This window comes from Micromonospora inaquosa, assembly GCF_003857055.1.
Lineage (GTDB): Bacteria > Actinomycetota > Actinomycetes > Mycobacteriales > Micromonosporaceae > Micromonospora > Micromonospora inaquosa.
Map to the genome: position 1 here is coordinate 1 of NZ_QGSZ01000230.1, position 21066 is coordinate 21066.

General features: G+C 66.2%; 7 protein-coding genes. All 7 read right to left on the reverse strand.

From position 1 onward, the window contains the following. Nucleotides 1-746: 746 nt before the first annotated feature. Entirely contained in the window at nucleotides 747-3029 is a 2283-nt protein-coding gene (locus DLJ59_RS19120) for a UvrD-helicase domain-containing protein (protein WP_124774010.1), read from the reverse strand. Next, nucleotides 3026-9745 (reverse strand): DEAD/DEAH box helicase, encoded by a 6720-nt coding sequence (locus tag DLJ59_RS19125; RefSeq protein ID WP_124774011.1) that lies wholly within the window; start codon nucleotides 9743-9745, stop codon nucleotides 3026-3028. The genes DLJ59_RS19120 and DLJ59_RS19125 overlap by 4 nt, the downstream gene beginning before the upstream one ends. Beyond that, complete coding sequence (locus DLJ59_RS19130; RefSeq protein ID WP_124774012.1) at nucleotides 9742-15252, reverse strand: hypothetical protein; 5511 nt, start codon at nucleotides 15250-15252, stop codon at nucleotides 9742-9744. Before DLJ59_RS19130 ends, DLJ59_RS19125 begins: the two co-directional genes overlap by 4 nt. After that, nucleotides 15249-18203 carry a DEAD/DEAH box helicase gene (locus DLJ59_RS19135; protein ID WP_244236118.1) on the reverse strand — a complete coding sequence of 985 codons (2955 nt, stop codon included), beginning with the start codon at nucleotides 18201-18203 and terminating at the stop codon, nucleotides 15249-15251. Before DLJ59_RS19135 ends, DLJ59_RS19130 begins: the two co-directional genes overlap by 4 nt. Nucleotides 18204-18249: 46 nt before the next feature. Further along, complete coding sequence (locus DLJ59_RS19140; RefSeq protein WP_124774013.1) at nucleotides 18250-19392, reverse strand: serine/threonine-protein kinase; 1143 nt, start codon at nucleotides 19390-19392, stop codon at nucleotides 18250-18252. A gap of 173 nt (nucleotides 19393-19565) precedes the next feature. Then, on the reverse strand, nucleotides 19566-20120 hold the full coding sequence (locus tag DLJ59_RS19145) for a MarR family transcriptional regulator (RefSeq protein WP_124774014.1): 555 nt from the start codon (nucleotides 20118-20120) through the stop codon (nucleotides 19566-19568). Between the two features lie 28 nt (nucleotides 20121-20148). Then, nucleotides 20149-20988 carry a hypothetical protein gene (locus DLJ59_RS19150; protein ID WP_124774015.1) on the reverse strand — a complete coding sequence of 280 codons (840 nt, stop codon included), beginning with the start codon at nucleotides 20986-20988 and terminating at the stop codon, nucleotides 20149-20151. Nucleotides 20989-21066 lie beyond the last annotated feature (78 nt).

Genomic DNA, 21066 nt, shown 5'->3' on the forward strand with positions numbered 1-21066 from the left:
ACACACCACCATCGCCCTCACCTGGCCCCCGACCAGCCCTGGCCGGTAGTCGACGCCCCGGGACGATCCAATCGTCCCGCCCGGCTTCGTGCCAGGACGCTTCGAGGCAGCAGGCGAAGGCGGCCGGGCAAGCACCCTCATCCCGCTGTTCCCGTACCCATCCCGCGGACGCGGACAGTCGTCAGCCGATCGGCAGTACGGCCTCCGGCGCACCTACCTCGACAACGACGTGGCGCATCGTCGACCTGCCGCCGTCGATCCCTCTCACAGGTTGGCTGGGCCATCGGTCACGCGGGCGGCCTGGGGAACAGTTGCGCCGAACGTGGCAGCTACAGCGGGACCGGACACGCACGACGGGGCATCCCACAGTGGGGTGAAGCGCCGGCGCGCCCGGAATGCCAATTATTGTGCAATCGCAGGGAGCCACGCGGGGTCGATCTAGCAGCGCGACAGCGGCAACGCGCTGCCGTCGGCCCTGGCCAGGACCGCGACCGTGCCGGCGTCGCCACAGTCAATCGCCAGTCGCGTTTTCCACGACGCCATATTCATAGTCAAACATGAGGATCACGCTCACGTCACCCGGTGGTCACCCACAGGCACGCCTGCGCAGACCGTGGTGCGGGCGGATAGGGTCAGCCTCTACACACGATGAGGCTACGAGCTTCGGGTCCGGACTGACCCTCACAGGACGCGCGAACAGGGACCCGCGGGCGTTTGCGAGTGCGCATCCATTCGTGGGTGAGATCTCAGCTGTGGGCCATTGGGTCCAACAAGGGGCTCGGTGCACCGTGCCACGAGATGGTTAGCACATCCCGTGCACGAGTCGCGGCGACGAAGAGCAGCGACCGGGCCTTGCGTTGCTCAAGCTCGTACCGCTGCGGGTCGGACCGGCGGTAGCGCTCGGTGTAGGGACGTGGGATCGCACCCTTACGCACCCCAATGATTGCCAGCCGCTGATACTCAAGACCCTTGAACCGGTGCATCGTCCCCACGTGAATCTCTCCGTCGCCGCGCGGCCCGTCTTTGGTGAGTTCGGCGCAGGTTAGGCCGCCCTGTGTCTCCAGGTACTCGATGACCTGGGCTAGCTGTTCGTGATCCGCGACAGCGACCGCGACGTGGCCCGCCGGGTCTTGACGGGCACCATCGTTGTCGGCCGAGAGTTCGTCGTGCCATCTCTGTAGCAGTGTGCCAAGGCCGGCCAGTTCATCCGGCCAGTTCTGATATCCGGTGAAGGTCGGTGTGGGGCCATGCAGGACGGACCGGTATCCGGAGAGGTTGTCGACGCCATCATCAAGGTCGTCGTAGACGGTCTTGTTGCCTTCGGCGATCCGGAGGGCGTGTTCCAGGATCTCGCGGGTGGTGCGGTAGCTGAGTGTCAACCGACGTGAGCGGCCCCGGATGTTGATGCCCAGGGCACCCAAAGAGACCTGGTGGTCATAGATCCGCTGGTGGGTGTCGCCGGCGATGAAGAGGTCATTCGAGCCTGGCTCAACCATGGCGCGCAACATCTTCCAGTGAGCGGCGCGCAGGTCCTGGGCTTCGTCGACGACGACGTGCCGGTACCGGTACGCAAAAGGCCGAGAGCCGGAGCTGTCGTCAGCCGTCGCAGGCGAGCTCCGGTACCGCTCCGCTGCGGCGGCGCGTTCGATCTCGAAGCGGGCGGCGCGTTCGGCGGCCTGGCCCCAGGTCTCGGCGCCGAGCTTGTCCAGACGAGCGGCGAACTGCTCGATAAGCTTCCAGATCTGGCTGCGTTCTGGGCGGGTGAGTGCGCGGCCACGCCCGCCCCGTCGGGCGCTGAAGTAGTCCGACCGGCTTGTCAGTGCCTGGCCGAGAATAACCTGCTCCCATTCGTCGAGGAGAAAGTCGGCCTCCCAGCGCTTTTCGTCGAGTTCGAGGAGGAGCTGCCGCATCTCGATCATGGCTGCCTGATCGCTGATGCGCTTGCGCCGGTTGCGCTGGTCGGTGTTCTCACCGATGACGCGGGCGGCAAGCTGGTCGATGTGCATGACGTCAACCCTGGCCAGCAGCTCCGGTTCGCTTATCAGGGAGGTAAGGCGGAGCCGCAGGTCGGCGGCGAGGTTGGCGGTGAAGGTTGTGAGCAGGATCTGCACGCCGTCGTCGGTCAGCTGCTCGACGAGATACTTGACCCGGTGCAGCGCGACGACGGTCTTGCCGGTGCCCGGACCGCCAGAGACGCGGGCCGGGCCGGTGTATTCACGCCGCGCGGTTTTGGCCTGGGTCGGGTGCAGGTAGTGCTTCCAGCTGCGGAAACTGCCCTCGTCTAGGGCAGCCTGCACGTCGTCGTCGATCGACGAGACATTCGTTCGGCTGACCGCGGTGGAGATGTCGGCGAGGTCCGGGGCAGTCGACAGTTTTACCGGGCGGGTCACCTCTTCGAGCACTGAATCGATGCTCATCCCTGCCGCGAGTCCGTAAAGCACGTCCTTGGACAGCAGCGGTGCACCCGAGACGAGCCGGTCGAGTTCCTCATCAGTCGTGACAGCCAACGCCAAGTCGATGAGCTGCTCGGCAACGCCGAGGTCGCGGAGTTGGTCGGCCGTGTAGGCGCCGAGTAGGGGCGGCCGGTCTGGAACCTGATCGGGCTCTCGAATGGGAGCCGGCGTTGGAGCTACATCATCGGGCTCGGCCGGGGTGAGCGTGATCCCGGCACGCTGCAGGGAGCTGTCGCCCATCACGGCGAGGTCGACGAACTCCAGCTCTCCGGTGACGCGGTTGACCGCGACCTGGAGTTCGTCGTAGACGTCCTTGCGATGCCGGACCGCGATGATCAGCCAGTGCTGGCGGCCACGCTCGTCGGTCTCGACCGGAATGAGCAGTGCCCGATACGACTGGTTGATCTTGGCGCGGTGGATGCGGGAGTCGCCCTTGAGCTTCTTCAGATCCAGGCCGGGCTGATCTGGGTTCTTCCGAAACCGGTGGCAGAAGTCGTAGAACAGTCCCTTGACCGTCCGGTCGAGCTTGTAGAGCTCTTCCTCGGCCTTATAGTGCAGGCTGAGTCGCGCGGTCATGACTCGGAGTCTTCCATGTCGGGCAGCAGGTCTTCGAGTTCGTCGAGGTGTTGGAGCCACTCGGCCGCGGTTCGCATCGTCCAGCCTTCCTCGGCGTATGCCTCGTTCCGGTGCCGTGCGTCGGTGTCATCACCGTGCAGGGCCACTACTGCGATCTTGAAGTTTGGCAGGAGCCAGGCGAAGTCGACCTGCCAGCGGCCGGCGCCGAGTTCGTAGCCGAACACGGGTGCGCGTTTGCCCCGGTCGGCCAGCCTGCGGGCGAGAACACCGAGATCACCGCCGTGTTCCGGCTCATCGTCGAGGATCTCCAGGATCTCGTCGTCCCACTGCTGGTCCCGCGGTCCGGACGTCGCCGCAGCGGGTTTGTCGACGCTGACCGTCGGCTTAGGCGGCGGGCCGATCAGCGAGTCGAGTTCACCGACGCCGCCGCAGACGAGGAGGGTGTCAAGGTCGAGTTCGGCGGCGGTGCTGTAGGCGACTTGGACTCCGTCACCGCCGGCGTACGCGAGGAACTGGGTGAGGTTCGTCCAGTAGAGCCACGAGCGCCAGCGCCGCCAGTGGCCATCGCCGGTGAGTGCGTCGTCACGGTCGTCGAGAGCCGCGAGCGCCGTCCAGCGCGGGTAGTCCGGATCCTTAGCGTCGAGGGTGACGATGATCGGCAGCCCGCACAGATCGTGCGCCCGGAAAGCGTGCAGCGTGGCGTCCGGGTCCCCGGCAGACGGGGGTTGTTCGGGTTGACCAGCAGTGAGCCCGTTGAGTTCGGCACGGAGCGTCCGGGCCAGTTCCCGGCGATCGGTCGTCGCCGTTAGTAGAGCGGTTCCTGGCTCGGCCAGCAGTCCGGTCACCATGGCGCCCGCCGCTGACGCCCACCGCTGCTCGTCGGGGTCTCGCAGGTAGGCGATCAGAGAGCTCACCGGGTTGGTGTAGATCATGCCGGTCAGTTGGGCCCGGTTGCCGTCAAACTCCTCGTAAGCGTCTTTGGCCTGTTCCTGCGCCGTTCCTGAGTACGGCGGCCAGACCGGCCGGGTGGAGGTCGGCCGCTGCTCGAACAGCTCGATGTCGGACCAGGTGACCTGGAAGACACGGTGGCCCTCGGCGCGTAGGACGGTCCGCTGCCGGGCGTCCGACGCGATGCGGTTGTGCTCAGCGGTGGCGTGGAACCGGAAGCCCTCTAGGTAGACGGTGACACTCTGGCTGGGACCGTCTACTCGATTGAAGGTGAAGTCGGTCCTGGTCCGGCGCAGCTGCTGCTGGGCAGTCATCCGCCAGTGGACTAGGTCGGTGCCGCGGGCAAAGCGCAGGTGCCCGCTGGCGTGGCCGTCCTCGTCGAGCGATACGTCGTTGGTAACCGACACCCAGCCGCGCAGCAGGTCGAGGAAGCGCTGCTCGAGGTCGGATTCGAGCTGGCCGTCCAGTCCGATCTTCCGGGTGTTGGCGACAGGTTCGGTCTTCCACCCGTCGTCATCGAAGAGCAGCGAGCTGATCATCCGGAGCGCGGTGTTGCGGGAGACAAGGTCCTGCTGCGGTTCGGGGGTATACCGGTGCAGGCAGCGATGGCAGGCCCGGCGCTGCTCGTCCTTGCACTTGCAGTCGAGCAGCGCGGTGTGTGCCTTCAAGAGCACCTTCTGGAAGTCTTCGGCCTTCGTGAGCCGGTCCAGGTAGCCGGTGCCTCCCGGAAGCCGGTCGTAGAGAACCAGGAACCAGCGGCGTTCCCCGCTCGCCGGGTCCGGCATGGAGGCGACGGTGGTGTCCAGGTGCTGCGGGTCGCCGCCGAAGTGCAGGTCTACGCCCATCCGCAGCGCGGCCCGGAAGGAGTGCACCCGGGTGTCGACGTCGGCAGCCGCAGCCGGAAGGAGGATGCGTAGCGCCTCTGTCCGCAACTGGTGGGCGAGCAGGACCTTCTCCTGCGTGATGTTGTCCGGCTTGCCCCGGCGCAGCGGGCACCATGGGCGGTGATTCTTCAGCTGCGGGTCACGTGCCTGGGAGGAGGTGAGAGCGTCCGATTCGAGATTGAAGATCGGCTGGCCGTCCGCGCTCGTTGCCCCACATCCGGTGCAGACGTGGAATGGATTAATCCGTACGGTGTGGCCGGCGAAGTCGTCCCGCGGCGGCGCGTCGTAACGGGCCGGCCCGACGTTGATGCGCCGGATCATCGCGCGCCGGCAGTAGTCGACGCCGAACGTCTGGTGCGCGTGCCGCCACGAACCGGGGGCGATCTCGTCGTCGGGAAAGTCGACCGCGTCAACGACGGTGTAGAAGCGACGGTCGCGCTCGTCCTTGTCGTCCCGGATCCGGGCGTCTTCCCGCAGGTCACGTGAAGTCACGGTCGACGGCTCGACGACCTGGAAGAGGCAGCCGTCGTCAGCGATGTAGGTGCTGTCGCAGCGGGGGCATGCAGACCGGTCGTGCACGGCGTCTTCCGTGCGGATGTACCCGCAGCCCGGGCAGACGCGCCAATGATGCCACTCGGGCCGGCCAGACGTGATGATGTCGATGCCGGTGATTTGGTGACGGTAGCCGTTGACGTAGAAGGTGTTGCCGGGGGCGAACTCTTCCAGGGCGTATCGGCGGGGCCGCTGGTAGCTCACCTGACTCGACCTGTACCGGGGCGTCTTGCCGTCCTTCGGGCTCACACCGTCCGGCCCGTACAGCGTGGCGTTGAGGGTGGTGACCGTGTCGACCAGGGCGTAGTTGGGCAGCAGGCCCAGATCGCACAATGCACCCTGCGCCGTGGTGTTCCCGAGGTCCATCAGCCGTTTGCCGAGCGCACGCCGCTCGGCATCCAGCATCGCCTTCTCATCCGCCTCGTCAGGGTCGGAGTCGTGCAGCTCGTCGTAGGCCTCGCTGATTATCCGGATCCGGGCCCGCAACCCTTCGTCCTGGCGTCGCCACTCCCGCTCGGCTTCCTCCAGCGCCGCCCGCAGGCCATGTGACGCGTACTCGATAAGATCGTTACGTGCATCTTCGGTGACACCGCGTGGCAACAGGTCGGCGCCGTCGTCGCGGGGAAACAGCCGGAGGAAACCCGCCACGAGTTCGGCGGCCTGGGTGATGGCGACCTCGATCAGGTCGACGAGATACCCGGACGGCCCGAACAGCGCGTTCACCCGGTCCGGTAGCGCCCGCAGTACGACGCCGTCAGGGCGGGCAAGGCGTCCGGCCGCGGCCAGGTCGAGAAGGTGGGCGACGTACTGCCGGCGCAGGATTTCCACCGCGGACAGGTAACAGCCCGGCGGCACGATCATCCCGGCGATGAGTTCCTTCGGCTGATCCAGGAAGTACAGGTCACGCCGAGAGCGGTCGGCGATGGTCAGCAGGAACGCGTTGCCGGTACGCCGTCCGGCACGTCCGGTCTGTTGGGCGTAGCCGGCCGGGCGACGGGGCAGCGCGGCGAGTACCACAGCGGAGAGGTCCCCGATGTCGATGCCCATCTCCAGCGTTGGCGTGCAGGACAGGACGTTCGGGTTCTTGAACGCCACTACGCCCGTCTCGTCGGGCTTGCGGCCCTGCTTGAACGCCTGCTCGACCCGTTCCCGCTGTTGGCGGGTGAGCATGCCGGTGTGTTCGGCGGTGTTCACCTGATAGGTGCCCGCCTGCCGGTAGAGCCGGCGGTAGTAGTCCTGGGTGTAGTCACGGTCACGCTGGTGGCGCCCGAGTTCCATCGGCCGATTGCCGGCGATCAGGCGGCCGGTGCGGCACCGATAGGCCGGGCACCGCTGGCCGTGCCACTGGTCGAGCAGCGACGGATGCACCGTCTGCTCCCAGAAACAGACCGGGCAGCGTACGAAAGCCTCCCGCACCTGGCCGTCGTCCAGCAGTAGGGCTTCGATGTTGCCCGGCTGCAGGCCGTAGATGCGGGCGGAGGAATCATTCGGGGTACGAACGGACAACAGCCCAGCCGAGGCCAGCTCAGGCAGCAGCCGGTACCAGAACTCCGGGATGACCTCCCGCGACAGGCCGAGGGTGCGTCCCGCCCACCGCTCGTACCAGGACAGCCGGCCGGAGGCGACGTCGAAGTCACTGCCGTTCTTCGGCGCCGCGAGCAGGAACTTCGGCGCCGCGACCCGGTTCGGGAACGCTCGCATGCCCTGCGGACGCTGTCCCCAGATGAAGTACCGGCTCGTCCCAGCCTCGTCGATGTACTTGCTCAGCCACTTGTGCGAGACAGCGCCGCGGCTGCGAAGCCGTTCCAGAAATACCCGGACGAAACCCAGGTAGGTGGCGTCGTCGGCCTCCATGATCGGCAGGCCGTCCCGGCCCAGATCGAGGTGGATCTCCTTGACCATCGCCGTGACGGCGGCCGGATCGGCGAGGTGGATGTGCGCCGCCGCGGTGCGGGTGAGCTCCAGCGTGCGGCCGTTGCGGGAGCGGAACCCGAACTCCATCAGCGTCTCGAACGCCAGCCGCTGCCCGATCAACTGCCAGGTTGCGATATCGCCACCACGTCCACGGCCGGACAGCAGGCGGTCGACACCGAGCAGGCCATGCAGATCCGGAGGTACGACCGCAGCGAGGGTCTGCGGATCGGTCGTCGCCGACACCACGTCGGCGATCAGGTCGTTCAGAGCGGTGGCGGATTCCTGGCGCAGGTGCGCGGCGAGCAACGCCCGCAGCGAGAAGGTGTACGACCGGTTCGCCACGAAACCGGCCCGGTGCGCCGCGTCCTGGACCGAGTCGTTGAACATGAGGGTCTTGTCCTCGAACGCCTCCTTGTCCAGCTCACCAGCGGTGAACAGCTGCGTGATGGCCGCCGCGGCCAGAGCGGCCGCACCGGTGCCGAGGAAGCGGATGGCGTTGCGCTCACCGCACGCCGGGCACCAGTCCTCCGCCGCGGCCGTGTTGGCCGTCGAGCCAAGGTTGACCAGCAAAAAGGTCGAATCCCGCGCGGTCAGTGCGGGCTGCCCGTCCTCGTTGTAGTCGGAGCCCGGGTCCGGCAGCCGCAGCCGCTGCCGGACGGCGTCCAGCACCATCAGCGTCCCACCAGGGCCCTGTGACGCCAACGGTGCTCCGACACGCTGGCCGGCGTCGCGCATCGTGTTGCGGCCGGCGCCCTCGGCGGCCTCCCGGTCGGTGGCCGCAATCAGGTAGCGGATCCGGACCTTGTCCTGCCCCGTCGAGGCCCGGCGGATCTTGTAGCTGTCGAACTGGACATCCCAGTCGTCGCTCTCCGGCGAGAATACCGCCCAGCCGGAGCGACCACACTCCCGGCAGTAGACCGCCGGCAGGAACAGGTTCGCGGCCTGCCCGGCGGTCGCGGTCGTCACGGGTACCGTCACGACGCCCTGATCGGTGCCGGGATCGCGGGTCCCGGCGACGTCCCACCGGAACTCCGCCTTCGGCCACGGCAACACCCCACGCAACAGCCGGGTCACCGCCCGAGCCCACTGATGCACCTCGACATGCACGAACGGCCGGAGCTCGCCGGGCGGAGACTGAGGATCACGGGCGTACGAGAGCAGCGCCACGAACCTGGCCAGCGCCGCAGCGGCCTTCTCCGGCTGCCGAGTGATCGCCGACGACCAGCTCTGCGCGCCGGCACGCCACATCAGCCGCAGCACGTCCGGGCCACTCTTTACATCGCCCTCGAGAGCGATGAGCAGCGCCTTCGTGAACAGGTGCCGCTTGAGGCGTTTCCCGAGTTCGACTTGATTTAGGTCTTCGACACCGGTCACCGCGTTCGCCAGCAGCAGTAATGCATCATTGCCGGTGGTGGGGTCCGGCAGAGCGAGCAGCTCGTCAGGCGTCGGGGTCGGCAGGGGCTCGATGTCGTGAAGAGGGATGAACTCGTCGATGGCGAGCCGGTCCTCACCGAGGATCGCCTCGGAGGTGAACTCCGTGCCGAACACCGCGGTCGCGACCTTCAAGAGATTCTCAGTACCATGCTCGTCTGAAGCCGAGGCGAGCGTCGCCGAAGTGGCCACCGGGCAGATCCGGCCGAGCGGTTTCCCCTCCTCACCCGCGCCCACAACGGACGCGAGCCGGCGCAGCAGCATCGCGACGTCGGTACCCTGCGCGCCGTCGTAGGTATGAAACTCGTCAACCACCACGTACCGGAGGTCCGCGTCCTGCCACAGTGGCGCATCGTCGACTCGTTGAAGGAGCAGATCGAGCATCTTGTAGTTGGTGATCAGGATGTCCGGCGGGGTCAGCTGGATGTCCTGCCTGCGGGTGTAGACCCGCTCGTACTGGATCGCGGCCCGGTCACCGATGTAGAGACCGGCCGTCAGGGCGCCCAGCTCGTCGCGGTGCCCGAGAAGCAGCTCGTTGATCCGCTGCGCCTGGTCGGTAGCGAGCGCGTTCATCGGGTACAGCAGCAAAGCCTTCATCCCGGACCGCCCGGCCGCCCGCTCCCGGCGACAGTGATCGAGGATCGGGTAGAGGAACGACTCCGTCTTACCGGAGCCTGTGCCCGTAGTGACAAGCGTCGGCTCCGGCACGTGACCATTCGCCGAGCTCAACCGGGCAAAAGCCCGAGCCTGATGGGCGTACGGCGTCCAGCCCTCTCGCCGCCACTCCAGATGCTGCTCCCAACCCGCCGCCGCCGTGGTGAACGGAGTCCTGATCCGCAAGAACGGCCCACGGAACATCCCCGACGTCTCGTTGCCGAGGAATCGGTGCAGCGCCTCCCGGGCACCCTCGTCGGCCAACGCGTAGGTGGTTGACAGGTACTGCAGCAGGCTCTCCTTCAGCCCGCGAGCCTCCAGGGTCGGCCTCACTGCTTCGCCGCCTTCCGCGCGACCGGATCCCACTCGCCGCGAGCGATCGCCGCATCCAATCGAGCCTGGAACACCGCGTGCGCTGCTGTCATCTCAGCCACCCGGTCCGCCTTGTAGAACGGCGGCGTGAAGCCCTCCGGAGGCGCCACGGTCTTTGGCTCGGACTTGTCGTTTCGGTACGCCTCGAACTGCGGCCAGGTCACCTTGGTCTGACGCTGACCGAAAGTTCGAGCATTACTGGCGAGCTTCCACCCATTAGCGTCGAACCAGGTCACCGCCTCGTACTTCTGCATCACGGGAAAACGGCCCCGGTAGGCGGCGACCAGCGCACTAGCGCTCATACCTAGCCATACGGCAATAAGAGCATCTATCTCAACCAATGCAGATCGCCGGGCTCGCTCACTTCGCAGCGGCGTGTCGAGTTGCCATTCGGGTCCTACATCGGCCAACGGCGGCAGGCCCGGCCAAGCGCAGGCCCAAGTTTCAGTCGTGCGCCAGCCCTGCTCGAATAGTTCAGCCCAGAGGCTCGAGTAGGCCGAAGTGAGGCAGTTGAGACGCAGGGTTCGCAGGAGGAGCGCTGAAGTGAGTGGGTGTTCCGCCGACGGAGCCGGGAGCCCGCCTGCGCGGCCAACATCGAGATGGTTCGTGCCTGTAGCGCGCAGGAAGTAGTCGACAGGAATAGAAGACCACATGCCTGCTAGCAACGCTGTGGTCCGATTGTCCGAAACCCAAGCACTGCGCACGGTGTGCGTATGTGCCGCGCCTGGAGGAACGATGGCATTGTATAGACCGCGCTCGGTGTTGGAAAAGATCACCTCACGCCACGCCACTCGGAAGAAGTCGGTATAAGATCGACGAGACTTCTGTGTCAGAATGGCGTCAACCTTAGCCGGATCGACGTCAGATTCAGGAACGCCTTCGACCTCGGCAACCAGTGATCGCGCGTCATCTACCGCCTGTTCATCCATACGGAGTCGCGCAAGTTCGACGTGATCGATCCATCGATCGTGAGCTTTTACGTACTCTTCCTCATAGGCCGGAATTCGCACGTAAGCAGAATCGGGAATGTAATCCGCCTGGAGCTGCACGAGATTAACGCCATAAGGGTCGTTACTGTTTGCATCATGACGCTTGAACGTCGGCGTAGCAAGGCCTAGTTGAACACCTTTGAGGATAACCTCGTTCCACGTTTTCGGTCGGTACTCCCACCCAGTGCTCAAGTCTTTTCGATTGTGGTCGATTAATTTGGCCTTTCTCTCGTCGGAGGTATCGAGGCCGCGCGAGATTTGAGGTTTGAGGGATCCGAGTCGGAGCGGATAGTTGGCGATAGCCTCGATTGCTGCGGCCTCTGCGGTGCTTACAGGGAACAGCAGGCGTGCCTGGCTGAGCGGGAGGTTCTCCTCATCGAGGAATCTTCGCCAGGCCACGAGGACATCTTCATTCACAGTAACGACCCGACTCCGGTGGGGTCGCTCATCGAACTCACGATTCCTAAAGCGGATGCCCGGAACCTCCCCGGAACCGTCGTGGTCGCCGGAGAGCCGCAGGGCGTCGGCCGACACCAACCACGAGAGATGATCGAACTCGATCGGTTTGGTGTGTCCGTAGATGTGGACGCCGAAGTGAGCGGTATGGCCAACCGGCTCAGGAAAGAAGCGCTGACCGGCGTTGACAAAGTCGCCGTGGATGCGGAGCCGGTGATACGCGGCGGCTCGCAGTGGCCCTTCCTTCTCGCCGGCAAAATGGGTGTCCGGGTGCAGCATGCCAGCGGTCCCTCGGCGCGACATGTGCGCCCAGATCTGGCACATGAAGGCACGGTAGAGATCCGGTTGGGTACCAGCCAGCAGCGGATACATCTGGGGTGCCCCGAGAAGCGCCACCGCCGCGCTGTTGTTGGTCAGTTCGTCAAGGACGAATGCCTTGATGTGCGGTTTCGTGAGTAGATCGCGGCGACGGCGTTCCTTGTCGGACTCGGATGGCCGGTCGGCGAGTTCGAACCAGGGCTCGTACTCGGCCATCACAGCGTCGAAGTCCCAGCGGGGCCGAACCCAGGGCGGGTTGCCGACCTGGAGGTCGAAGCCGCCTCGTTCGGCGAAGATGAGTGCGAACTCCAGCTCCCAGTGCAGGAAGCCCTGCCGGTCGGCGATGTCGCGGACGACCCGCAGCCACGGGAACCGGTCTTCCGGCGGCTTGGTGTCCATGTTCAAGAATCCGGACAGGGACTTCTCGAAATCCTTCAGCTTGTCGAGCGTGTCGTACGCGTCGAGGAAACTGTTCTGTGGGACGTCGGCGGTGCCGAGGACTGCTTCGAGGAAGTCGAGCCAGTCGTCGAGGTTCTTCAGGGGGATGACTCGGCGCAGTGCAGGTGCCGAGGCCTTCGGGGCCTTCGCGGGCTTCTTCTGGGGGTGCTGCGTTACGGGTGCTGGCTCGGGCTCCAGACCCCAATCAAGTTCGTCGAGGGTCGTCTGATCGCCGTCCATGGGGAAGAGCGTCATCGGCCGCGAGATCATACGCCGGGCAGCTGGCGCCGAGGGCGCAACCGCAGTGGATGTCGCCTGCTGCGGCAGTTCGGCTGGTGGCTCGGTGCCGGGAACCGTGGTGTCGATCAGGCTGGCCAGGCTGTCGCGGGTGATACTGCCGCTGAACTCGTACTCCTCGTCGGTGCCGTCGAGCAGCCCGGCCTGGTCGGACGGCCAGAACCAGAGGGCACACCAGGCGTCCATGACCAGCTTCAGCCGCCAGTACGGGGTGTCGACTGCCTCGAAAAGGTCCCGGAGCACGTCCTCCTTGGGTGTTGATCGCTCTTGCTGGTGCAGGAAGCCGTACTCGGGTTCGTCCGTCCCGGCTCCCCAGACCGGGATTCGCCGGGCGATGTTCTGCTCGGACATGTCCATCCGCTTGACGACCGCGGCCCAGAGGAACTCGACTCGCCGGGCGGCGTCGCGGAGCCGGGTGAACTGGGATGGCTTCTCCTGCTGTGGCTGCTGGGCGCGGCCGACCAGTTTCGGGGTGCCGTCCGCTTTGAGATGTGAGGTGTTCCGCGTCGGCCGCTGGAGGATGCCCTTCTTCCAGTCCGCGAGCTTCTTGTTCTGGTCGGTAGAAAGCTGTTTTGCCTCGGTGTTGCCGGCGACAGCGGCCCAGCCCGGCGTGGGCAGGAGAAACTGGTGCACAGCGTCGGCCGGCAGCGGCTGAGGGTTGCCGTACTCATCGCGCATCGGAAGCGGAGTCGGGGCCAGGGTTCCCTTGGCTTTGAGCCACTCCTTGGCGGTGGAGCAGACGTCGTCGGCAGCGTAGATCGCGCGCCGGGCGCCGATGAGCGAGTTCCCGCGCCGCAGATGCAGGCCGAACCAAGGCGCGAGCATGCCCGGGTGCATGGTGTTGAGCCACAGCGAGACCTCGGCCAGCTCGACGCCGGTCGGGTTGAGGTCTACGCCGTACGCGTTGTGCAGAGCGATGTAGGCCTTGACCCGCTGTTTTTCGGTGAGCACCTGCCCGGACGGGATGGACCGTCCCAGTTCGTCCTGGCGGCGGCGCAGGTATTCCTCGGCGACCTGGTTAATCGCCTCATTGAGGAACGCGCCGGAGCCGAGCGCTGGTTCGCAGAGCCGGTACGACAGCAGCTCTGCCGCCCGGGTCTTGATCGGGTTGCCGCCAGCATTGCGTTCCTGGTCGAGCCGCTCCTTGAGCGCCAGCTCAACCGTGACCTTGGTCAGTGACTCCGGCGTGTAGTACGAGGCGGAGGTCTCCCGCTCGCGGCCAGATAGCCGGTAGACGAACGAGCCCTTTGCGTACTTCTTGACGCCGCGCAGGCCGTGCCGGGCGTCGGCCTCGTTGTAGCGGACCAGCGTCTCGTCCGGGTAGTCCTGCTGGCGGTGAGCGGGCACCAGCCACGAGCCCTCGTCTGGGTTCCCTTCGCGGGCGACCTCGCAGAGTTCCTCGTCGGCGATGATGCCGGTGTAGGACATCAGGCCCTCGTAGACGGCGCCGAGCTGGTTGATGCCGAGGTTACGGTAGGAGACGAAACCGCCGCGCTCGCCCTTTTTGCCCTGCTTCAAGGTGAGCAGGCGCAGCACCTGGTGCAGGGCGGCGTTCCGGGGCCGTAGGTCGAGCCAGCGCGGATCTTCGTCCTCGTCGCTACGCGGGTCGAGGGTGCGGGTGCCGATCAGCCGGATGGCGCCCGGTTCGAGCAGGGTGCTGCGTAGCGCTTCGAACCGCAGTCCGTGATCCTGGCTGCGGCGTTCGGCCTTCTCCTTGCGGGTCGCCTCGTCATCGCCGGGGAGGTCGTCGTCGGGTTCGGTGCCGTACTGCCGGTGACCGAAGTTGACCTTGTTGAACAACAGATCGAGGGACGCGTACAGATGGAAGCCGTTTCTCGACTCCTCCTCGACGAGCTCTTCGTCGAGGGCGCACAGCTCCCGCAGCCGGGCCATCGAGTAGCCGCTCTCGTAGCTGCCGTCGTCGGTCGGCAGGATGCCTAGCTCGGGCCGGGTCTCGGCGTAGAGCAGGAAGAGGACCCGGTAGAGGTATCGCAGGCACTCGCGGGTCAGCTCCCGGGCGAACGGCAGCTTCGGGCTCTCGATGTCCTCCGGGCGTACGTTGTTGCCCGGCTCCGCCATGCGGAGCAGAACCTCGTTGGCGAGGATCTCGACGGAGCGTTGCAGGCCGTGCCGCAGTTCCTTGGAGACGCCGACGGCGTTGGTGCTGGAGTTCTTCAGCAGTACGTCGATACGGCGGGTCGGATCGTTGTCGCCGGGGCGCAGCATGTCGCGGCTGAACAGGGCGGCGATGGTCGACAGTTCGCCGGTCTGGGTCCGGTCGTAGCGTTCCAACGCCGTGTCGAGGTTCGCGGCGAGATAGCGCCCCTCGGCCCAGGTGCCGCGGTCGGCGAGGATGATCACGCCGCCGTGCAGCAGCAGGACGAAACGCGGGTGGGTGCCGCCGGGACCGCCGATCTCGCTCTGGAACAGCCAGGACGCGAGCGCGGCGCCGCTCTCGTACTTTTCTGATCCGCTGACGTGCAGGGGATGCAGCAGGCGCCCGGCACCGTTCGGGTCGAGGGCCGCGTCGGCGTTGCCTGTCCAGCCGCAGTCGATCGCAATGATCTCGTCAGTGTGCAGCGCGACGGTGACGGTGTGGTCGCGGCCGGCCCGATGCAAGACGAGTTCGAGCGGTGCAGGGTCGAAGCCGAGGGCTCGCAGTACCTCCTGGTGCCACTCGGTCAGGCGTTTGCGCCACTCCGGGTTGTCGTAGGTGGCTAGACGGATCGGGCCGTCGCCGTCGGCCTCAGCCGCAGCGGCGAAGTAGCGCCGGCCGTCCTCGCCGAGGTAGCTGCCGCGCAGACCACGGATCAGCTCGCGCGGCGTACGACGGGGGTCGTTCTCGTCGCCTTCGCGTCCGGTCCATACCGCGAAGATCCCTTTCCGCAGGTCGGTGTCCAGGTCCTCGGCCAGGTAATGCGCGGAGAGGTACTCGCCCCGGTTGGTGAGTGAGTCGTAGTCGCGGCTCATCCCTGTGCTCCCTTCACCCCGTCGGCGAGCGGTTCAAGCACTGCTAAGAGGCGCAACATCGGTGCCCCGACCGATTCCAGCGATGCCACCAGCTGAATCAGGCGGTCGGCGGTGCTGTCGACCTGCCGGTGATCCGGTCGCGGCCCGGCGAACAGCGCCGCCTGCTTCCATTTGCCGACCTTGTCCCGGTAGGGCTCCAGCGTCCGCTTGATGTCGGCACGGTAACCGCCCTCGATCTCGCCGAAGTAGCGGCGCGCCTCCTCGATCGCGTCCGGCACCATCTTCGTCAGCCCGTCCAAGTCCCGCGGGACGGCGCGGGCCGGCATCCGTGGCCCGAGACCGAACTCGGCCAGCAGCTCAGGAGTTATCTCGACGGTCCTGGGGTCATTTGGCAGGCCGGTGGCCGCCATCCACTTGACGATGGTCGGCCGGCCGAGCCGGTTCGAGGCGATGCCCTGCACCAGGAAAACCGGCTCGGTCACGGCTGCAGCCAGGACCGGCGCCTCGTGCCGGCCGACCTCGACGAGCACCTTGTCGGTGAGCCAGTCCAGCACCGGATGTACGTCGGTCACGTAGGAGACCGTCGGCCACTGCGAGTCTGAACTCTCCCGCGCCGCCGTCAGCCGGGCATCGGCGAGATCCTTGGAGAAGGTTATACGCAGACGCCCGGGAGAATCCGGCCCCGGCAGGATCTGCTGCTCCTTCAGGTACGACCTGGGCAGCGACCGCAGCCGGTAGAGCAGATCAGCTGGCGGCTCGAAGGCGATGGTGCCGTTGTCGTCGCGGTACAGCGATAGCTGGTCCTCGGGGTTGGGCCGACAAATCTGCCGGAGACCCTCGTCGAAGTAGTCCGCGGTCGAGGAAAAGAGCGTCAACACCTCCGCTCTGAGGACTTCCTTGCGCTCCGGGACCGCGCCGACCTGCCCGACGAGCTTGGCGAGGAAACCGGTCCGGCCCGCTCGGGACTTCTTGATCGACTGCTCCACGGTCCGGCCAGCGACCAGATCCTTGATTAGGCGATCTTCTTCCTCTTGCGCCCGGTATAGGCCGGTCACTGCCTCTGCCGAGCCCTCGATCTTGTGGGCCTCGGCCTCGCGGGCCAGCAGCTTCTCACCGACCAGGCGGTCGTCCAGGGTGCGTGCGGCGCCGGACTCCGGATCGGTACGCCACGGCAGGTTGCTGGTGAGCACCAAGGCCCGGAATTGCGGCGAGTGCTTCTGCCCGTAGCGGTCGATGCGGCCGTTGCGCTGCTCGATTCGGATCAGTGACCACGGCAGGTCGTAGTGGATCAGGATGTGGCACTGCTGGTGGAGGTTGACGCCCTCGGAGGCGAGGTCTCCAGTGAACAGCATCCGGACTGGGGCGTCACGCAGTCCGAACGCTTCGACGATGCGCTGTTGCTCCTCATCCGAGGTCGACTCGCGGTGCATGACCTGCACAGCGCCATTGAAAGCCGTCCAGGGTTTGCGGTCGGTGACCTCGGCGGTAGCTGGAAACCCGAGCACGGCGGGAACGGTCTGGGCCAGCCAAGTGAGCGTCGGGATGCGTTCTGAGAAGATCACGACGCGGGTATCCGACCCCGGTCCGACGCCGAGTTCACGCAGCTGCGCCACCAGGGCGGTCAACTTTGACGCGTCGTCGTCCTGGATGTGCCCAGTCAGTTCCTGCAGCGTCAGGAGCGCTGTCCGCTCCGCAAGGCGCGCCTGATCGCCCGGCTTCTCGGCCAAGGACGTGGCGAGCGTCTTCAACCGCGTCCGGATTGTCGCCAGCAACGCCCGGTGCGAGGAGAGGAACGACTTGAGCAGCTGATACGGCACCAGCTGATGGGTGCTGACCGAAGGACCGCCCTCGGCCGGGATCCACCGCTCGATCAGTTCCGCGAAGACTGCAGTCTCTGCCGCGCTGGCCTGAACGTGCACTGCCGTCGACGGTCCGCGATCCGGCCAGGAACCGGTCAACGAGTCGCGCACCTCAGGCGAGGTCTTCGTCCGGCGGATGTAGAGATGCTCAAGCTGGTCGACATCGTAGTTGCTCGGATCGGCGATCGCGGCCTCGTCCAGCATGTGAATGAGCTCGGCGAACGACTCCGCTCGGCCGTTGTGCGGTGTGGCTGACGCGAGGATCAGCGCGTCGGTCTTGCGAGCGAGCAACCGGGCCAGTTCGTTGTTCTGGGTGCCCCGGTTGACCAGGTTGTGCGACTCGTCGATGACGACGGCGTCCCAGTCGGTCTGCTCCAGGTGATGGGCGTAGACGGCGCTCTTCAGCGTGTCTACCGAGATGATCGCCCGCTTGAAGTACGCGAACGGGTTACGTCCCGCCGGAATCTCACGCTGCACCCGCTGAATGCCGGTCGAGTCCAATCGGACCAGCGGGATGGCGAACCGCGTCCACATCTCCCGCTGAAACTGCTCCAGGATGTGCTGCGGCGTCACCACGAGGATCCGCTCGCCGCGACCGCGTCGGATCAGTTCGGCCAGCAAGATACCGATCTCCAGGGTCTTGCCCAGGCCCACCACGTCCGCGATCAGGATCCGAGGTTGCGGGTTCTTCATCGACAGCGCCAGCTCAGCCGGCCGCAGTTGGTGCACCTGCGGATGCATCAGGAACCCGTCTGCGAGCGCGAGCCCGTGCTCGGTCTGGGGCAGCGCAGACTTGCGGAATACCGCTTCCAGGAACAGCCGGGCCCGCCGGTGGTTCGCCGAGTCGTCTGCCACCAGCTTGGTCTCGCGCGGATCGAGGATACGGATGTCGTCGAGGCTCTGATAGAAGATCGCTTCCTCGCCGCGGACGAACGGCGACACCCCGGTGACCTCGATCATCCATCTGTCGCGCCTGGTGAACGTGCTCTTGCGTACCAGCCACTGCTCGTCACGTACGAGTACCTGCGACCCCGGCGGAAAGCCGGCCGACACCTGTCCCTCGCCGGTCACGGTCTCGGCCTCGATATTCACCCTTTGCCCCGCTCCTCGTAACGCTGTTCGAACGCCCTACACCCTGCTACAGGGTCGGTTGAGCCGCGTAGGCGGCTCGCAACTCCGCCGCCACCCGGCTGGACGCCGGCCGTCGCGATGGACGTTCCCGAGGCCGAACCGGCGGCTCAGAGGCCTCGGGCTCCGCGATCTCTGGCCCTCCCACTTCCACAGGTTCGGGATTTGCCGGCGGCACATCGAGCGGCCCGTCCGCATCCGAGCCGCCCTCGGCGCTCAGCTCGTCGAGCCTGGCTTCGATCGACGGCGACGGCACTTGGCCCTCCCGCAGACTCGGATTTCGGCCGGCGGTCCTGCCGATGAGAGCCAACCGTGCGTCGGCCGGGCTGATGGAGGCGTCCGCCAGCAGTTCGGCACAGGCGACAGCCACGTCGGAGATCGTCGGACGTTCCTCGGCCTCGAAGGCGAGCATCTTCCGCAGGAGTGGGAGCAGACGGGCGGGGGCCCCAGTGAGATCCGGTTGGATCTCAGGGTTCGTGATCTGCCAGATGATGGCCTGCCACGACGGCCCGTCGTACGGGTAGTGTCCGGCCGCCGCGTACAGAAGAACTGTGCCCAGCGCGTAGACGTCGGCCGCCGCGGTAACCCGCGGGTTCCCGCCGGCCTGCTCGGGCGGCATGCACCGCACAGAGCCGATGATCATCCCGCTGGTCGACAGGGAGTCGTGCGTCGACGACGCACCGACGAATGCCGCCAGACCGAAATCGATGATCACCGGGCCGTCTGCGCCGAGTATCACGTTCTGCGGCTTCAGGTCCCGGTGCAGGAGGCCGGCACCGTGCACCGCCTCCAGGCCCTCCGCGACGAGCGCGCCAAGGCTCGCCACCAGAGCCACGGGCAGCCCCTCGTGCTCGCGTACGTACTCCTGCAGGGTGTAACCCGGGACGTACTCCATCGCCAGCCAGGGCCGGTCCGCGTAGGGGTCCGCTTCCAGGAATCGGGCGATGCGATTCGTGCCGATCACCGTCCGGGCGACGGCGGCCTCTCGTTCGAACCGGGCGCGGGTGACCGGATCCAGCCGATCACTTCGGATGACCTTCACCGCCACAGGCGAACCCGCTGGCGAGTACGCGAGGAACACCTCACCCATACCGCCGCTGCCGAGCTTACGACTGACCGCGTATCGGCCGATGCGGGACGGGAGCTCACTCATTCGACATTCTGCGCTTTTCCGCCCACCGTGCACCCAGATCCACTCTGGCCAGTGTGCCGAAACGGCGCCCCGACCGCGAGCCGCGAGGCGCTCCGTGGCCAATCAGTGAGTTGCTGTAGCTGAAAAGCCGACGTTCACGCCTCTTCAGTCCCTTGACGTCGTCAGAGCCTCGCTCAAAGTTCGAGTGCGGAGTAGCTGAATTCTTTGCCACCGCGCTCGGCCACCCCACGCCGCCGGACGAGGGCTCTCGCCGCAACGAGACGTTTGAGTCTGTTATTTGCGTTTGGGGCGCTGATGCCCATTTTTTCAGCGACCGCCGTCGCCGTGAAAGTTCCCAGCGCCCTAGCGAGCTTGAAGGTGTCCGAGAGGACATCCGACGCCGCCAGTGGCACAAGGTCATCGCCGAGTCGCTCCAGCGCGATAAGTTCGCGGCGTTCGAAGGCGATGACGATCGTTTCGCGGGTGTCGTTGTTGAGTCCGGTCACGAGAACGCAGGCCGGGCCGTCGTCCTGGGTGGCGAGGGTGGAGTAGTACTTGCGGAGGAACTCGTCGGTGAAGCTGACGGTCATTGCCTCCACGTTGGCGAAGTTGATGACGAGGAGGCTGGCGTCAGGCGGGATGCGGTCTTCTAGGTCGTGAAGTACTTTCCTGCCGCGTTCCCTGGTTGACAGGAACGCCCGGGGTTGTCCGACGTCGTAGGTGACGGTCGTAGCGGGATCCGGTTTCACCTGACTGATTGAAACACGTTACGGGCCGTTATGGAACCCGGACGCGCAGCCAGGCCCAGGTACCGTCCACCGGTTCGGCGACCCGGCTGTAGATCGAGATGGGGTCCGAGCGGAGTTTCGCGGTGGCGACGGCGCCTCCGCTGCGAAGCATGAGTTCACCTCCCTTGCAGCCCCGGATGGCCTGCCGCCACAGATTCGGTAGTCCGTGGCCTCGCCCTTCGGCGCGTCTGACGCCGCCATTCAGTGCCAGCTCGAGAGCCGCGGGTCCTTCCAGATCCTGGTTGGTGGCGCTGGAAAGGACCTTTTGGATCCCGTCGCCGCAGTCGCAGACGGCGAACTCGAACCCCGGTGTACGGCTCAGAGTGCCGCTGTAGAGCTGGGCGGCGGTGAAGGCGCCGGTCTTGCTGTAGCCGTGCGTGGTGGCGTTGTTGAGTAGCTCGGCGAGGCTGTCGAATGCCGCTCTGCCCGCTTCCGGTCCAAGCCGCTCCGTGACCAGTAGGCCAAGCCTGTCGCAAACAACCTCGATGTTGGTGGGCGTGACCTCGGCGACCTCGAGGAGTTTGTCGGAGTGGTCCCGGCGCTCCTGGATTGGGACCGCCCCATCGATCTCGGCGAAGGGCTTGAGTAGCTCCACCACGTTCATCCGCACGAGATAAGACGCGATCTTCGGGTCGTGAGGAACGAGCAGGCGGACTTCACGGCCGCGGGCGTCAGCGACGGTCCCCATCGTGACGATGGCGGCGAGCTCAAGCGGGCTGACCCACTGGAGTCCTCGCGCGTCGAGCACCAGGTTCCCCGTGTCGCCATGAAAGTCAGCCCTCAGCTCTCGACGTCGGAGAGGGTTCCGGCCGGCTAGCTCGATACGCACCCACCAAGCATGACAGCTCGAACCGGGCACGCACGCTCTCGGGACGTCGGACTGGACCAAAGGCCGCTCGAGGGTTGC

What these genes read in the sequence shown, in the direction of transcription:
- DLJ59_RS19140 (WP_124774013.1), bottom strand. Translation starts at nt 19,392, where the DNA reads ATGAGTGAGCTCCCGTCCCGCATCGGCCGATACGCGGTCAGTCGTAAG.
- DLJ59_RS19120 (WP_124774010.1), bottom strand. Translation starts at nt 3,029, where the DNA reads ATGACCGCGCGACTCAGCCTGCACTATAAGGCCGAGGAAGAGCTCTAC.
- DLJ59_RS19130 (WP_124774012.1), bottom strand. Translation starts at nt 15,252, where the DNA reads ATGAGCCGCGACTACGACTCACTCACCAACCGGGGCGAGTACCTCTCC.